This is a genomic window from Variovorax sp. F042 (genome assembly GCF_057814215.1).
This window is the reverse complement of sequence record NZ_JBVASX010000006.1, coordinates 70,166-85,375: the sequence shown is the minus strand read 5'-3', so window position 1 is coordinate 85,375 and position 15,210 is coordinate 70,166. Positions and strand designations below refer to the sequence as shown.

The 15,210-nt window shown below is 68.3% G+C and carries 14 protein-coding genes; all 14 read left to right on the top strand.

The window, feature by feature from the left end; genetic code table 11:
• Positions 1–11: 11 nt before the first annotated feature.
• The 14 genes from ACZYSP_RS19920 to ACZYSP_RS19855 all read left to right on the top strand — a co-directional run bounded on the left by ACZYSP_RS19920 (position 12) and on the right by ACZYSP_RS19855 (position 15,121).
• Positions 12–986, top strand: a complete 975-nt coding sequence (locus ACZYSP_RS19920; protein ID WP_093076361.1) for an ABC transporter permease — start codon at positions 12–14, stop codon at positions 984–986.
• Positions 983–1,837: an ABC transporter permease gene (locus ACZYSP_RS19915; RefSeq protein ID WP_489016091.1), complete on the top strand. Its 855-nt coding sequence runs from the start codon at positions 983–985 to the stop codon at positions 1,835–1,837. The genes ACZYSP_RS19920 and ACZYSP_RS19915 overlap by 4 nt, the downstream gene beginning before the upstream one ends.
• A 3-nt stretch (positions 1,838–1,840) precedes the next feature.
• Entirely contained in the window at positions 1,841–3,493 is a 1,653-nt protein-coding gene (locus ACZYSP_RS19910; protein ID WP_093174531.1) for an ABC transporter ATP-binding protein, read from the top strand.
• Entirely contained in the window at positions 3,493–4,431 is a 939-nt protein-coding gene (locus tag ACZYSP_RS19905; RefSeq protein ID WP_489016089.1) for a 2-hydroxyacid dehydrogenase, read from the top strand. The genes ACZYSP_RS19910 and ACZYSP_RS19905 overlap by 1 nt, the downstream gene beginning before the upstream one ends.
• 55 nt (positions 4,432–4,486) lie before the next feature.
• Positions 4,487–5,881 carry an aspartate aminotransferase family protein gene (locus ACZYSP_RS19900; protein WP_489016086.1) on the top strand — a complete coding sequence of 465 codons (1,395 nt, stop codon included), beginning with the start codon at positions 4,487–4,489 and terminating at the stop codon, positions 5,879–5,881.
• Positions 5,878–6,792 (top strand): DMT family transporter, encoded by a 915-nt coding sequence (locus ACZYSP_RS19895; RefSeq protein ID WP_093076351.1) that lies wholly within the window; start codon positions 5,878–5,880, stop codon positions 6,790–6,792. The genes ACZYSP_RS19900 and ACZYSP_RS19895 overlap by 4 nt, the downstream gene beginning before the upstream one ends.
• A gap of 13 nt (positions 6,793–6,805) precedes the next feature.
• Positions 6,806–7,540, top strand: a complete 735-nt coding sequence (locus ACZYSP_RS19890) for a GntR family transcriptional regulator (protein ID WP_489016084.1) — start codon at positions 6,806–6,808, stop codon at positions 7,538–7,540.
• Positions 7,537–8,565, top strand: a complete 1,029-nt coding sequence (locus ACZYSP_RS19885) for a histone deacetylase family protein (protein WP_489016082.1) — start codon at positions 7,537–7,539, stop codon at positions 8,563–8,565. Before ACZYSP_RS19890 ends, ACZYSP_RS19885 begins: the two co-directional genes overlap by 4 nt.
• Entirely contained in the window at positions 8,562–9,641 is a 1,080-nt protein-coding gene (locus tag ACZYSP_RS19880; protein ID WP_489016080.1) for a phosphotransferase, read from the top strand. Before ACZYSP_RS19885 ends, ACZYSP_RS19880 begins: the two co-directional genes overlap by 4 nt.
• Positions 9,634–10,905, top strand: a complete 1,272-nt coding sequence (locus ACZYSP_RS19875; protein ID WP_489016078.1) for an aspartate aminotransferase family protein — start codon at positions 9,634–9,636, stop codon at positions 10,903–10,905. The genes ACZYSP_RS19880 and ACZYSP_RS19875 overlap by 8 nt, the downstream gene beginning before the upstream one ends.
• Positions 10,906–10,976: 71 nt before the next feature.
• Positions 10,977–12,182: a M20 aminoacylase family protein gene (locus tag ACZYSP_RS19870; RefSeq protein WP_489016076.1), complete on the top strand. Its 1,206-nt coding sequence runs from the start codon at positions 10,977–10,979 to the stop codon at positions 12,180–12,182.
• Between the two features lie 17 nt (positions 12,183–12,199).
• On the top strand, positions 12,200–13,201 hold the full coding sequence (locus tag ACZYSP_RS19865) for a tripartite tricarboxylate transporter substrate-binding protein (protein WP_093055128.1): 1,002 nt from the start codon (positions 12,200–12,202) through the stop codon (positions 13,199–13,201).
• A 124-nt stretch (positions 13,202–13,325) separates the two neighbouring features.
• Positions 13,326–13,799 (top strand): helix-turn-helix domain-containing protein, encoded by a 474-nt coding sequence (locus ACZYSP_RS19860; RefSeq protein WP_489016073.1) that lies wholly within the window; start codon positions 13,326–13,328, stop codon positions 13,797–13,799.
• Positions 13,793–15,121 carry a type II toxin-antitoxin system HipA family toxin gene (locus tag ACZYSP_RS19855; RefSeq protein ID WP_489016380.1) on the top strand — a complete coding sequence of 443 codons (1,329 nt, stop codon included), beginning with the start codon at positions 13,793–13,795 and terminating at the stop codon, positions 15,119–15,121. Before ACZYSP_RS19860 ends, ACZYSP_RS19855 begins: the two co-directional genes overlap by 7 nt.
• The last annotated feature ends 89 nt before the right edge of the window (positions 15,122–15,210 follow it).

The following is a 15,210-nucleotide window of genomic DNA, read 5'->3' as shown; positions in this document are numbered from 1 at the left end:
GTGACGACCGAATGAAACGTACGCAGTTCATGTTGACCCGCGTGCTGCAGGGCCTGGTGGCGATCCTGCTGATTGCGACGGTCAACTTCATGCTGGTGCGCGCCGCGCCGGGCGATCCGGTGTCGGTGCTGGCCGGCGAGGCCGGCGCGTCCGATCCGCAGTTCGTGGCGCAGCTGCGCGCGCAGTTCGGGCTCGACCAGCCGCTGTCGACGCAGCTCGCCACCTACGTCGGCAAGGTGGTGCGGCTCGACCTCGGCTACTCGTACCGCCAGCAGCAGCCGGTGCTGAAGCTCATCATGGACCGGCTGCCCGCCACGCTGCTGCTCACCGGCACGGCCTTCGCGCTCTCGCTGCTCTTCGGCATCACGCTGGGGGCGCTGTCGGCGCGGCGCGCGGGCACGTGGGTCGACAGCGCCATCACCGTGGTGGCGCTGCTGTTCTATGCCACGCCGCTGTACTGGCTCGCGCTGATGGCGGTGCTGGTGTTCACGGTGCAGCTCGAATGGCTGCCGGGCTTCGGCCTCATGACCGTGGGCTCGGGCCACACCGGCTTCGCGCTGGCGCTCGACGTCGCCAAGCACCTGGTGCTGCCGGCGCTCACGCTCGCGCTGTTCTACATGGCCGTTTACGCACGCATGACGCGCGCCGCGATGCTCGAGGTGGCGCAGATGGACTTCGTGAAGACCGCGCGCGCCAAGGGTGTGAAGCCCGGCCGCATCCTGCGCGCGCACGTGCTGCGCAACGCGCTGCTGCCGGTGGTCACGCTGGCGGGCATCCAGGCCGGCGGAATGATCGGCGGCGCCGTGCTCACCGAGACCGTGTTCGCCTGGCCCGGCATCGGCCGCCTGATGTTCGACGCGCTGCTGCAGCGCGACTACAGCCTGCTGCTCGGCGCCTTCCTGGTGACGGCGGCGATGGCAGTGCTCTTCAATCTCATCACCGACCTGGTCTACACCCTGGTCGATCCGCGGATCGAGCTGACATGACGACGACGATGCAAAGCGATTTCTGGCGGCGCTTTTGCCGCAACAAGGGCGCCGTGGCCGGCATGGTCGTGTTGCTGATCGTGGCAGCCGTTGCACTGCTCGGGCCGTGGCTCGCCACCAACGACCCGTGGGCCATGGTCGAGCAGCCCTTCGTGCGCCCCTGGACCGAGCCCGGCTTCCTGCTGGGCACCGACACGCTCGGTCGCGACATCCTCGCGGGCCTGGTCTACGGCGCGCGCATTTCGCTGTTGATCGGCGTGGTGTCGACCATCGTGGCGCTGCTGATCGGCGTTACCTTCGGCGCAATCGCGGGCTACTTCGGCGGCTGGATCGATGCGGCGCTGATGCGCTTCACCGAGCTGTTCCAGGCGGTGCCGAGCTTCGCGCTGGCCATCGTGCTGGTGGCGATCTTCGAGCCTTCGATCAAGTCCATCGTCGTGGCCATTGCCATCGTTTCGTGGCCGCCGGTGGCGCGCCTCGTGCGCAGCGAGTTTCTCACGCTGCGCCAGCGCGACTTCGTGCAGGCCGCGCTGCTCGCGGGGCAGTCGACGCCGCGCATCATCCTCACGCAGATATTGCCCAACGCCATGTCGCCCATCATCGTGATGGCCTCGCTGATGGTGGCCACGGCCATCCTGCTCGAAAGCAGCCTCAGCTTTCTGGGCCTGGGCGATCCGAACCAGATGAGCTGGGGCTACATGGTCGGCGCCGCGCGCACCGTGCTGCGCCAGGCCTGGTGGATGGCGCTGTTCCCGGGGCTGGCCATCGTGCTGACGGTGCTTGCGCTCAACCTCGTGGGCGAAGGCCTGAGCGACGGCCTCAACACCCGGCTGCACGGAAGGGGCAAGTAAGAAATGAACGCCACCGTGACGCCCATGAAACCCCTGCACCCCGTGCTCGACATCGTCGACCTGAGCATCTCGCTGCCCTCGGGCGCCGACCGCGCGCTGGCCGTCGAGGGCGCCACGCTCTCCGTGCTGCCGGGCCAGACGCTGTGCGTGGTCGGCGAGTCCGGCTCGGGCAAGTCGATGATCGCCAACGCCGTCATGGGCCTGTTGCCGCGCCCGCACGTGGCGCCGGTGGCGGGCCGCATCATGTTCGAGGGCCACGACCTGCTGCAGCTCACCGAGCCGCAGATGCGCGAGCTGCGCGGCCGGCGCATCGGCATGGTGTTCCAGGAGCCGATGACCGCGCTGAACCCGGTGATGCGCATCGGCGAGCAGATCGGCGAAGTGTTCGACGCGCACGGCAGCGTGCCCGCGGCCGAGAAGCGACGCCGCATCCTCGCGGCGCTGGCCGACGTGGGCCTGCCCGACCCCGAGCTGCTGATCGACGCCTATCCCTTCCGCCTCTCGGGCGGCCAGCGCCAGCGCGTGATGATCGCCTGCGCGCTGGTGCTGGAGCCCGTGCTGCTGATCGCCGACGAGCCCACCACCGCGCTCGACGTGACCACCCAGGCGCAGATCCTCGCGCTGATACGCGAGCTGCAGCAGCGCCGCGGCACGGCGGTGCTCTTCATCACGCACGACTTCGGCGTGGTCAGCGAAATCGCCGACCACGTGGTGGTCATGCAGACCGGCCACGTGGTCGAGAGCGGCCCGGCCGCGCAGGTGCTCGGCGCGCCGCAGCATCCCTACACGCGCAAGCTCATCGCCGCCATTCCCGACGGCCAGGCGCAGACCGTGCCGCACGACGACCTCACGCGCGTGCTGCAGGTGCAGGACCTGTGCAAGACCTACCGTTCGAGCGGCGGCCTGTTCAAGCGCGGCCGTGCGGTGCAGGCGGCAAAGGACATCAGCTTCGAGCTGCACCGCGGCGAAACGCTGGGTCTCGTGGGCGAATCGGGCTCGGGCAAGTCGAGCGTCGGGCGCTGCCTGGTGGGGCTCGCGCCCTTCGACAGCGGCCGCATCATCTTCAAGGGCCGTAATCTCGCGCAGGGCCGCAACTTTCGCAGCGCGGCGGCCGGCAAGATCCAGATGGTGTTCCAGGACCCATATGCATCGCTCAACCCGCGCCACCGCGTGGGCGCGGCCATCGCGGGTGGACCCATCGCGCAGGGCGTGAGCAAGGCCGAGGCAATGGCGCGTGCCATGGAGCTGCTGCAGCTCGTGGGCCTGGGCGCCGACGCGGCGCAGCGCTATCCGCACGAGTTCTCGGGCGGGCAGCGCCAGCGCATCGGCATTGCCCGCGCGCTCGCGATGCAGCCCGAGCTGCTGGTGGCCGACGAACCCGTGTCGGCGCTCGATGTGTCGGTGCAGGCGCAGGTGCTGGAGCTCTTCGCGCAGGTGCGCGCGCAGTTCCAGCTCGCGATGGTGTTCATCACGCACGACCTGCGCGTGGCCGGGCAGATGTGCGACCGCATCGCGGTGATGCAGCGCGGCGAAGTCGTGGAGTACGGCGAGACGCAGAAGGTGCTCAACGATCCGCAGCACGCCTACACGCGCAAGCTGATCGACGCAGTGCCGCGCCTTGCGCCGCAGGCCGACATGTCCGCGAAGGTGGCCTGATGCCTTGCGTTGCGCTCCTGAGCGATGTGCTCGACATGCACTACCTGGCGCCCGCTTTTCGCGAGCATTGCCCCGACATCGATTTGCGCCTTGGGTCCGACCTCGGCCCGCTCGACCAGATCGATGCGGCCGTCTGCTGGTTTCCGCCGCATGGCCTGCTTGCGAGCCTGCCGCAGCTGCAGCTGGTGCAGTCGCTGGCAGCGGGCGTCGACCACATCACGGCCGACCCCCGGCTGCCGCGCGCGCTGCCGCTGTGCCGCATCGTCGATCCGGAGATGGCCGCGGGCATGAAGGCATACGTGTGCTGGGCCGTGATCCAGCATCAGCGGCAGATGCCCGCCTACCTTGCGAGCGCGGCCCGGCGCGTGTGGGAAGAGCAACCGATGAGCCCGCCCGGGCGCCATCGTGTCGGCATCGCGGGGCTCGGCGCCCTGGGGCTGGCCTGTGCCGAGGCGCTGGCCGCCATCGGCTATGCGGTGCGCGGCTGGAGCCGCAGCGCCAAGGCCGAACTGCCGGCCGGTGTCACGGGCTTTCACGGCGATGCGCAGCTCGACGAATTCCTCTCGGGCTGCGACACGCTGGTGTGCCTGCTGCCGCTCACGCCGCAGACGCAGGGCTTTCTGGACGCGGACCTGTTCGCGCGGCTGCCGCGTGGCGCGCACCTGGTCAATGTAGGGCGTGGCGCGCATCTGGTCGAAGCCGACCTGCTGCACGCGCTGGACCTCGGCCAGCTCTCTGCCGCCACGCTCGACGCCTTCACACAGGAGCCGCTGCCGGCCGACCACCCCTTCTGGGGCGACCCGCGCATCCTGGTCACGCCACACATCGCCACCCGCACCGACACCTCTGTGATCGCGCGGCAGACACTTCACAACCTCGCGCTCGTGCAGCGCGGCGAGCGGCCCCACACGGCCGTCGACCTCGACCGGGGCTACTGAGCCGCGAGGTTTTCTTCTCTATCGCAATTCAAGCAAGAAAAACGGAGCAGGCCCCATGAACGCATCGATTCCCAACGCCGCCCTGCAATCGGCACACGCCGAGCGCGCGGCGAACGATATCGCGGCCCATCTGCACCCCTTCACCAACCTCGCGGCGCATCCGCAGGTCGATCCGCTCGTGATCGAGCGCGGCGACGGCATCTACGTGCAGGACGACCAGGGCCGCCGCTATCTGGAGGCCATGTCGGGCCTGTGGTGCGTCTCGCTGGGCTTCAGCAACGCGCGCCTGGCCAAGGCCGGCAGCGAGGCGCTGCACACGCTGCCCTGCTATCACACCTTCAACCACCGCTCGAACGCAGCCGCCATCGCGCTGGCCGAGAAGCTGATTGCGATGGCGCCGGTGCCCATGTCCAAGGTGTTCTTCGCCAACTCGGGTTCGGAGGCGAACGACACGGCCGTCAAGCTCGTTTGGTACTACCACAACGCCATCGGCAAGCCGGCCAAGAAGAAGATCATCGCGCGCCGCAATGCGTACCACGGCGTCACCGTGGCGGCGGCCAGCCTGAGCGGGCTTGTTCCCAACCACCGCGACTTCGACCTGCCGATCGACCGCATCCTGCACGTCGACTGCCCGCACCACTACCGCTATGCCGAACCCGGCGAAACCGAAGAAGCCTTCGCCACGCGGCTGGCCGATGCGCTGGAGCAGCGCATCCTGGCCGAAGGGCCCGACACCGTGGGCGCCTTCATCGCCGAGCCTGTGATGGGCGCGGGCGGCGTGCTGGTGCCGCCGGCCACCTACTTCGAGAAGGTGCAGGCCGTGCTGCGCAAGTACGAGGTGCTGCTGATCGCCGACGAGGTGATCTGCGGCTTCTGCCGCACCGGCGAGATGTTCGGCTCCACCACCTTCGGCCTGCGGCCCGACATCCTCACGGCCGCCAAGGCGCTGTCGTCGGGCTATGTGCCGATCTCGGCCGTCATGGTGTCCGAGCAGGTGCATGTGGCCGTGGCCGCCAACAGCGGAAAGATCGGCACCTTCGGCCACGGCTTCACCTACTCGGGCCATCCGGTGACCGCCGCGGTGGCGCTCGAAACGCTGCGCATCTACGAAGAGGAAAAGGTGCTCGCGCATGTGCAGTCGCTGGCGCCACAGTTCCAGGCTGGCCTGCGCCGCTATGCCGGCCATCCGCATGTGGGTGAGGTGCGCGGCGTGGGGCTGATCGGCGCGATCGAACTCGCAGCCGACCCGGCCACTCGCACGCCGTTCGATCCGGCGATGAAGGCCGGCGCGCGGCTGGCCGAGCTTGCGTTGCAGGAAGGCCTGATCGTGCGCGCCATGGGCGATGCCGTGGCCTTCTGCCCGCCGCTGATCATCACGCCCGCGCAGATCGACGAGATGTTCGAACGCTTCGACCGCGCGATGGCCCGCTTCGAGGCTTCGCTGGCGTGAACACAGCGAACGCCGCAGTGCTGCTGCGACCGCCGGGCTCCAGGAGCACCGGCGTTGCGCTGTTCTTCTGCGCGCTGATGGCCTTTGCGAGCTACGACGCCTTCTGCAAGCACATGCTGCAGTTCTACCCGGCGCCGTTCATCAACCTGATGCGCTACCTGTCGGTGATCTGCATCGCCTTTGCCATGCTGCTGCGCCATGGCGACCTGCGCATCTGGCGCGCGCCGCAGAAAAAGCTGCTGCTGTTGCGCGGCACGATGCTCGCGACGGTGGCCACCTGCTTCATGACGGCGCTGATCTGGATGCCGCTGGCAGAGGCCACCGCGATCTACTTCACCGCGCCGCTGCTCATGGTGGCGCTGTCGCCCTGGCTGGTCGGCGAACAGGTGCAGCGCAGCCGCTGGGTGGCGGTGAGCGTGGGCTTTGCCGGCATGCTGCTGATCGTGCGGCCCGGCGGCAACCTGCCCTGGGTGGGCACGGTGCTGATGGCGGTGTCGGCCGTCTGCTATGCGATCTTCCAGCTGCTCACGCGCCGCCTCGCGGGGCTCGTTGAAAGCCCGGTGCAGTACGCGTACACGGCGATCGTGTGCCTGGTGGTGACGGCCGTGCCGGCGCCCTTCTTCCTGCCGGCCGAGCGGCCCGCCGCCGGTGCGGTGTTGCTGCTGCTTGCGGGCGGCGCGTGCAGCGGGCTCGCGCAATGGCTGCTGCTGGCCGCCTTCGAGCGCGTCGAGGCCGCGACGCTGGCGCCGCTCAACTACTTTCAGCTGCTGCTCGCGGTGGCCTTCAGCACCTTCTGGTTTCACAGGCCGCCCGATGCGCTGGCGATGGCGGGCATTGCGCTGATCATGGCGGCGGGCGTGTACCTGGCGCGGCGGCCGATCAAGAATAAGAACCCGATCCCTCTCACATGACGAGACAAACACCATGGCTTTTTCTTCTTCCACTGCCGACAGCGCCGGCTTCGAGTCCGTCGAGGCGCAAGACCTCGTCGGGCTGGTCGAAGCGCAGCTGACGCGCGCGATCGTCGAGGGGCGCCTGGCGCCCGGCAGCCGCATCGTCGAGGCCGAGATCGCACGCCGCATGGGCGTGAGCCGCGCTCCGGTGCGCGAGGCCGCGCGCCGGCTCGAACGGCAGGGCGTGCTGGTCGCGCGGCCGCGCCACGGCTTCGCGGTGCGCACCATCAGCGTCCAGGAGATCGACGACCTGTTCGAAGTGCGCATCAGCCTCGAGATGACATCCGTCGAACTGGCCTGCCGCAAGGCCGACGACGCCGGGCTGCAGCGCCTGCGCACGCTGGTCGACGGCATGGTGCGCGAGGCGCCCACGCAGCCGCAGCACGTGCGCATCGCGACCGACCTGGCCTTTCACACGCTGATCTGCGAGCTCTCGGGCAACGCGCACCTGCACCGCATCTTCTCGAACACGCAGACCGAGATGCAGATGATCATTGCGCTCATCGACGCGGTCTACCACGACCCCGAGACCATGGCCAACACGCACTACCCGATCGTCGATGCGCTGATGAGCCGCGACGTCGATGCATCGCGCCTGGCCATGCGCGAGCACCTCGACGACGCGTGGCAGCAGGTGCGCGCGCTGTTCGTGAAGCAGCACGGCACGGTTTCTCCACCTACCCCGACGCAAGGACCCGCGCGATGAAGATCGTCTACAGCGACGCCCACAAGGACCACGACCCGCAGCTCTTCATGGTGCGCGGGCGCCTGAAGCGCAGCAACGAGCAGCCCGAGCGCGCCTTCCGCCTGCTGTCGGCGGTCGAACATGACGGCCACGAGGTCATCGCGGGCGAAGACTTCGGTGCCGGCCCGCGCGCCGCGATCCACACGCCCGAGTACCTGCGGTTCCTCGAGACGGCCTATGCGCGCTGGCGCCTGCTCGACGACCCCTCCGACGAGGTCATGCCCAACATCCATCCCTTTCCGGGAGAGCCCTGTACCTACCCGGAGAGCGTGGTCGGGCAGGCCGGCTACCACATGGGCGACAACGCCTGCTCCATCGGCCCGCACACCTGGGCTGCGGCCGTGGGCTCGGCCCACGTGGCCACCCATGCGGCACAACTGGTGCTGCAGGGCGAGCGCGCAGCCTATGCGCTGTGCCGCCCGCCGGGCCACCACGCGTATGCAGACCGGGCCAACGGCTTCTGCTACCTGAACAACACCGCCATCGCCGCGCAGCAGCTGCGCGCGGCGCACGAGCGCGTGGCGATCCTCGACATCGACGTGCACCATGGCAACGGCACGCAGGGCATCTTCTACCGCCGCGCCGACGTGCTGACGATTTCGCTGCACGGCGATCCGCGCAACTTCACACCCTTCTTCACTGGCTACGCGCACGAGCGCGGCGAAGGCGCGGGCCTGGGCTACAACATCAACAAGCCGCTCGCGCTGGGCACCGACATCGATGGCTACCTGCCTGCGTTGCGCGATGCCTGCGAGAGCATTCGCGCCTTCGCGCCCGGCGCGCTGGTGGTGGCACTCGGACTGGACACGCACGAGCGCGATCCCTACAAGGGCATGAAGATCACCACGCTGGGCTTCGCGCAGCTGCTCGCCGAGATCGCGCACCTGGGCTTGCCGACCGTGCTGGTGCAGGAGGGCGGCTACCTCTCCGACGACCTGGGCCCCAACCTCGCCAGCGCGCTGCGCGGCTTCGCGGGCGCCGCATGACGGCAGCGGACGGGTTCGACGATGCGGAAGTCCTGAGCGAAGGCTCGCCCGAACTCGACGCCGAATGGGTGCGCGCGTTCGCGCTGCGCCATTACGGCATCGAGGGCGAGATGCGGCCGCTGACCGGCGAGCGCGACCGCAACTACCGCCTCGAATCGGCGCTGACCGGCGAGCGCTTCATGCTGAAGATCTCCCACCCGAGCGAAACACCGCTGGTGGCGGACTTCCAGACCCAGGCGCTGCTGCACATCGCGGCGGCCGACGCGGGGCTGCCTGTGCAGCGCATCGTGCCCACGCGCGAGGGCCAGCCCTCGCTGCTGTGCGATCCGGGCGACGGCCTGCCGCGCGTGGCTCGGCTCTTCAGCTATCTGCCGGGCTTGCCCTTGCCCGAAGCGCCGCGCACCGCCGCGCAGCAACTGAACCTGGCGCGCATGCTGGCCCGGCTCGACCTCGCGCTGCGCGACTTCGACCATCCGGCCGGCGCGCTCGCGCTGCCCTGGGACATCCAGCGCGCCGACAGCGTGCGCGGCCTGCTCGCGCACATCGGCGATCCGCAGCGGCGCGCGCTGGCCGGGCGCTCGCTCGACCGCTTCGAGCGCGATGCGAAGCCCGTGCTGGCGGGCCTGCGCACGCAGCCCATTCACAACGACTTCAACATCTACAACGTGCTGGTCGACCCCGCCGACACCGACCGCATTGCCGGCATCCTCGATTTCGGCGACATGGTGCGCGCGCCGCTGATCGACGACCTCGCAGTGGCCGCGGCCTACCAGCTCGATCCGGCGGGCGATGCGCTGGCCGGCATCGTGCCCTTCATCGCCGCGTACCACGCCGTGCTTCCGCTGACGCGCGAGGAGGTCGACGTGCTGTTCACGCTGATCACCGCGCGGCTCGTGATGGTGGTGGCCATCAGCGGCTGGCGCGCTGCGCGCCACCCCGACAACGCGGCCTACCTGCTGCGCAACAACGCACTTTCGTGGGCCCGCCTGCAGGCCTGCGACCGCATCGGCAACGAAGCCGCAAGCACCGCCTTCCGGCGCGCCTGCGGCATGAACCAGAGTCACGCAAATGCCTGAAGAATCGCTCCTGGAGCGCCGCGCGCGGCTGCTCGGCCCGGCCTACCGCCTGTTCTACGAAGCGCCGCTGCATCCGGTGTGCGGCGAGGGCGTGTGGCTCGACGACGCCGACGGCAAGCGCTATCTCGATGCGTACAACAACGTCGCGTCGGTGGGGCATTGCCACCCACACGTGGTGGAGGCCATCGCGCGGCAGGCCGGCGTGCTCAACACCCACACGCGCTACCTGCACGAGGGCGTGCTCGACTACGCCGAGCGCTTGCTCGCCACCATGCCGCGCGAACTCGGCCACGCGATGTTCACCTGCACCGGCAGCGAGGCCAACGACCTCGCGATGCGCATCGCCAAGGCCCACACCAAGGCCGAAGGGCTGATCGTCACGCGCTTCGCGTACCACGGCGTGACCGAGTCGATCGCGCAGGCCTCGCCTTCGCTCGGGCGCTTCGTGCAGCTTGGCCGTGCGGTGCGCACCGTGCCGGCGCCGGACAGCTATCGCGTGCCGGCCGGGGAGCAGGGCGCGGCGTTTGCGGCCGGTGTGCGTGCAGCGATTGCCGACCTGCAGGCTCATGGCATTCGGCCTGCCGCGTTGATGGTCGACACGGTGTTCTCGAGCGACGGCATCTTCACCGACCCGGCGGGCTTTCTCACTGAGGCGGTGGCGGCGATCCGCGAAGCCGGCGGCATCTTCATCGCCGACGAAGTGCAGCCGGGCCTGGGCCGCACCGGCGATGCCTTCTGGGGCTTCATGCGCCACGACGGCCTGGTGCCCGACATCGTGACCATGGGCAAGCCGCTGGGCAACGGCCACCCGCTGGCCGGGCTGGCGGTGCGCCCCGATGTGCTGGCCGCGTTCGGCCGCGAGTGCCGCTACTTCAACACCTTCGGCGGCAATCCGGTGTCGATGGCCGCCGGCATGGCCGTGCTCGACGTGATCGAGCGCGAAGGCCTGATGGCCAATGCGCAGCGCGTCGGCCGCCATCTGCGCTCGGGGCTCTCGAAGCTTGCCGAGCGCCACGAGTTGATCGGCGACGTGCGCGGCGCGGGCCTGTTCGTGGGCCTGGAACTCGTGACGGACCGTCGCGCGCGCACGCCCGCCACGGCCGAGACCGTGCGCGTCGTCAACGGCCTGCGCGAGCGGCAGGTGCTGCTGAGCGCTACCGGCGAGCATGCCAACACGCTGAAGATCCGCCCGCCGCTGGTTTTCTCCGAAGCCAATGCCGACCTGCTGATCGACACGCTGGACGAAGTGCTGGCCGGGCTTTGACCCATTGCCATGGCGGCAAACGCCGCCTTGCGCCAGAATCGTCCGCCTCCCACGACAGCGCCCTTGCCGCCATGAACATCGCCGATTCCTTCCTCGCCAACGCCGCCCGTTTCGTCGAGATCCGACGCGACATCCACGCCCACCCCGAACTCGGTTTCGAAGAGCATCGCACTTCCGAGAAGGTCGCGAACCTGCTGACCGGATGGGGCATCGAGGTGCACCGAGGCATCGCCGGCACGGGACTCGTCGGCGTGCTGCGCAAGGGCACGGGTTCGCGCACCATCGGCCTGCGCGCCGACATGGACGCGCTGCCATTGCACGAAGCCAACGAGTTCGCCCACAAGTCGACCAACCCCGGCCGCATGCACGCCTGCGGCCACGACGGCCACACGACGATGTTGCTGGCCGCCGCATGGCACCTGTCGCAGCAGGGGCCGGACGACTTCGACGGCACGGTGCATTTCATCTTCCAGCCCGCCGAGGAGATGGGCAAGGCGGGTGCCAAGAAGATGATCGACGAGGGGCTGTTCGAGCGCTTTCCGTGCGACGCGGTCTTCGGGCTGCACAATTTTCCGGTGGGCGACGTGGGGCGCTTCGCGCTCAACGAAGGCGCGCTGATGGCGTCGAGCAACACGTACAAGATCACCGTGCACGGGCGCGGCACGCACGCCTCGATGCCGCACACGGGCATCGACCCGGTGGCGGCGGTGGTCACGCTCGCGCAGCAGCTGCAGACCATCGTGGCGCGCACCATTCCGAGCACCGAGCGTGCGCTGCTCGCGGTCACGCAGCTGCAGGGCTCCGATGCGCCGAACGTGATTCCCGACGTGGCGACGGTGGGCGGCACCATCCGCACCTTCTCCATCGAGGCCATCGACAAGATCGAGGCCCGCCTGCGCGAGGTGGCCGCGGGCGTGGCGGCGGCGCATGGCTGCACGGCCGAGGTGTATTTCAACCGCTCGTCGCCGCCGACCGTGAACCACCCGGCCGAGGCGCGTTTTGCCGCCGGCGTGATGCGCGAGGTGGTGGGCGACGACATGGTGACCGACAACTTCCCTGCCGTGATGGGCGCCGAAGACTTCGCGCACATGCTGCTCGCACGGCCCGGCTGCTATGCCTTCCTGGGCAATGGTGACGGCGACCACCGGCTGGACGGCCACGGGCCCGGCCCTTGCATCATCCACAACACCTCGTTCGATTTCAACGACGAGATCATCCCGATCGGTGCCAGCTACTTCGTGAAGCTGGTGCAGCGCTGGCTGCCGTCGGGCGTTTGAATTTTTCACTGTCGACGATGACGAAGAAAGAAGTGGCCACCCAGATGACCTCCACCCCGCTCACCCGACGTTCATTGACCGCGCTCGCAGCCGCGGCGGTGCTCTGTGCCGTTGCACCGGCGCATGCGCAGCAGCGCGTGATCCACATCGTCGTGCCCTTCGCCACCGGCGCGGTGCAGGACACGGTGGCGCGCGCCTTCAACAACGAGCTGGGCGCGGCGCTGAATGCCAGTGCCATCGTCGAGAACCGCGCGGGCGCGGGTGGCACCGTGGGCGCGGCCCTGGTGGCGCGCGCGCCGGCCGACGGCAACACGCTGATCCTGGCGGCCGCGAGCCACAACATCGCGGGCTTTCTCTACAACAAGCTGAGCTATGACCCGCTGAAGGATTTCGTCGGCGTGGCCAACGTCGGCAATGCGGGCTATGTGCTGGCGGTGGCCAGCGGCATGAATGTGTCGAGCACGGCCGACTTCATCAAGGAGGTCAAGGCCAACCCCGGCAAGTACAACTACGCCTCGGCCGGCAACGGCAGCGCTACGCACCTCGCGATGGCGTCGTTTCTCGCGAAGGCGGGGCTGCAGATGACGCACATCCCGACCAAGTCGACCGGCGAGGCTGTCAACGAGGTGCTCGCGGGCCGCGTGCAGGCGGTGATCTCGTCGAGCATCGGCGTGATCGGCTTCCAGGACGACGCGCGCATGAAACTGCTGGCTTCCACCGGCCAGTCGCGCAGCCCCTTCCTGCCGAAGCTGCCGACGGTGGCCGAGAGCGGATTGCCGGGTTACGCCTTCGATTCGTGGATCGGTCTGCTTGCGCCGGCCGCCACGCCCAAGGCGGAGGTCGAGCGCCTGAACGCCGCAGCCAACAAGGTGCTGGCCGACCCGGCGATCCAGGAACGCTTCAAGCGGCTGGGTGTGGAGCCGCGCAGCCAGAGTGCGGAGGAATTCCAGAAGCTGCTGCGTTCGGATTGGGATGCGATGGGGGTTGTGGTGAAGGCTTCCGGGGCGAAGATCGACTGAGGCGGTGATCGAATAACGGCCAGGCCTTGTTTCGGGGAAAAACAAGACAGGGCTTGTAATTTACGAAAATATCCCAAAGCTGATATTTTGACAAAATAAGCTATAGCCGATATTCTGGTCGGCGATGGACTATCCCCTTCGTTTCGTCGACCAGCTGCGGCCGCACCTCAAGGCACTGCGGAAGAAGCGCGGCCTGACGCAGGCGCAGGCAGGCGCGCTGGTCGGTGTCAGCCAGGCCCGGATCGCGGAGATCGAAGCGAATCCCGGGGCGGTCAGCTTCGAGCAACTGATGAAGTTGATGGCGGCGTTGGGGGCATCCTTTTCCCTGCAGGACGGGACGTCCCCAAGTCCCATCGCGGACGCCGCGCAGCAGCATCCCGGGGAGCGCGACTCGCTGCCGGACGATGCCGTGAACCTTCCGGAGGGATGGATCGCCAAGAGGATGAGCGATCAATCGGTGCTGGTCCGCCTGCCTTCCGGGCAATCGAGCGCTCCAGGCACATCGCTTCGTGCGCTTCAGGAGCTGAATCCCGGCAAGGACATCAAGCCGACGTCTCGCCGGAGCTTCGTCGTCCGGCCGAAGAAGGAGTCCTGGTGACGCAAGCGCTCGGCGCGTGGATGAACGGGGAGCCCGTTGGCACCTGGTCCGTCGACCACGGCGTCCACACCTTCCGGTACGACCCACGATGGCTCGAATCGCCCCGGCGGCGCTCGCTGTCGTTGTCGATTCCGCTCACCGGCACGCTCGAAGTCCGCGGCGAGGTGGTCCGCAACTACTTCGACAATCTGCTGCCCGACAACGACAGGGTTCGCGCGCGCCTGCGCAATCGCTTCAAGCTCAAGGACGCCAAGACTTTCGACCTGCTCGAAGCCATCGGCCGCGACTGCGTCGGGGCCGTGCAATTGCTGCCCGAAGGCGCCGCGCCGGAACGCTGGAATGCCGTGAACTGCGAGCCCCTGGACGAAGAGCAGATCTCCGCGCTGCTGCAAGCCGTTCCGTCCGAAGACACCCCGGAAGGCATGCGCGACGAAGACCTGTTTCGCATTTCCCTTGCCGGTGCGCAGGAGAAGACCGCCCTGACTTTCTGGAACGGCGAATGGTGCCGGCCGCATGGCGCCACGCCCACCACGCACATCATCAAGCTGCCGCTGGGATTGATCGGCGGCTCCAAGCGCGTGGACGCCTCGGACTCGGTGCAAAACGAATGGCTGTGCGCACAGATCGTCGAGGCACTCGGCCTGCAAGTGGCACCGACGTCCATGGCCACTTTCGGCGGGCAGACGGTCCTGGTCGTGGAGCGGTTCGACCGCGAGTGGATGGACGGTGGCGCCTGGATCGCGCGCCTGCCGCAGGAAGACTTTTGCCAGGCCATGGGCCTGCCGTCCGACAGGAAGTACGAGCAGCACGGCGGCCCCGGCATGAGCAAGTGCCTGCAGCTTCTGCAAGGCAGCGGGAGCGTGGATGACGGCGCCCGGTTCCTGCTCGCGCAATTGGCCTTCTTTCTGCTCGCCGCCACCGATGGCCATGCCAAGAACTTCTCGATTCACCTCCTGCGCGGCGACGCCTACGAGATGACGCCGCTCTACGACATCATTTCGATGTGGCCGTACTTCGGCAACGGGCCCAATCAGTTCCAGCCGCGCAAGGCGGGTCTGGCCATGGCCATCCGATCCAAGAATGCGCACTATGTCTTTCACACCATCCAGGCTCGCCATTGGCATGGGTTGGCCATGAAGAACGGTGGCATCGACGTCTGGAACGCCATGCTGGACATGGCGGCGTCGGTGGAGGACGCACTGAGCGAGGTCGAGGCCCTGTTGCCGTCGGATTTCCCTGCATGGACCTGGGAGTCCATCTCGCGGGGCATGCGAAGCGAGGCCGAACGGTTCCTCTCAGGTGTGGCCGACATCGCTGTGTAGGACGCCGGTCAATTGACAACGCGCCGCCCGCGTTCATGCTTCCTGATGGGTTTCGGGGCATTCCGCTTCGGACCGTAAAAGGGGCTTTT

What these genes read in the sequence shown, in the direction of transcription:
- ACZYSP_RS19920 (WP_093076361.1), top strand. Translation starts at nt 12, where the DNA reads ATGAAACGTACGCAGTTCATGTTGACCCGCGTGCTGCAGGGCCTGGTG.
- ACZYSP_RS19915 (WP_489016091.1), top strand. Translation starts at nt 983, where the DNA reads ATGACGACGACGATGCAAAGCGATTTCTGGCGGCGCTTTTGCCGCAAC.
- ACZYSP_RS19910 (WP_093174531.1), top strand. Translation starts at nt 1,841, where the DNA reads ATGAACGCCACCGTGACGCCCATGAAACCCCTGCACCCCGTGCTCGAC.
- ACZYSP_RS19905 (WP_489016089.1), top strand. Translation starts at nt 3,493, where the DNA reads ATGCCTTGCGTTGCGCTCCTGAGCGATGTGCTCGACATGCACTACCTG.
- ACZYSP_RS19900 (WP_489016086.1), top strand. Translation starts at nt 4,487, where the DNA reads ATGAACGCATCGATTCCCAACGCCGCCCTGCAATCGGCACACGCCGAG.
- ACZYSP_RS19890 (WP_489016084.1), top strand. Translation starts at nt 6,806, where the DNA reads ATGGCTTTTTCTTCTTCCACTGCCGACAGCGCCGGCTTCGAGTCCGTC.
- ACZYSP_RS19885 (WP_489016082.1), top strand. Translation starts at nt 7,537, where the DNA reads ATGAAGATCGTCTACAGCGACGCCCACAAGGACCACGACCCGCAGCTC.
- ACZYSP_RS19880 (WP_489016080.1), top strand. Translation starts at nt 8,562, where the DNA reads ATGACGGCAGCGGACGGGTTCGACGATGCGGAAGTCCTGAGCGAAGGC.
- ACZYSP_RS19875 (WP_489016078.1), top strand. Translation starts at nt 9,634, where the DNA reads ATGCCTGAAGAATCGCTCCTGGAGCGCCGCGCGCGGCTGCTCGGCCCG.
- ACZYSP_RS19870 (WP_489016076.1), top strand. Translation starts at nt 10,977, where the DNA reads ATGAACATCGCCGATTCCTTCCTCGCCAACGCCGCCCGTTTCGTCGAG.
- ACZYSP_RS19865 (WP_093055128.1), top strand. Translation starts at nt 12,200, where the DNA reads ATGACGAAGAAAGAAGTGGCCACCCAGATGACCTCCACCCCGCTCACC.
- ACZYSP_RS19860 (WP_489016073.1), top strand. Translation starts at nt 13,326, where the DNA reads ATGGACTATCCCCTTCGTTTCGTCGACCAGCTGCGGCCGCACCTCAAG.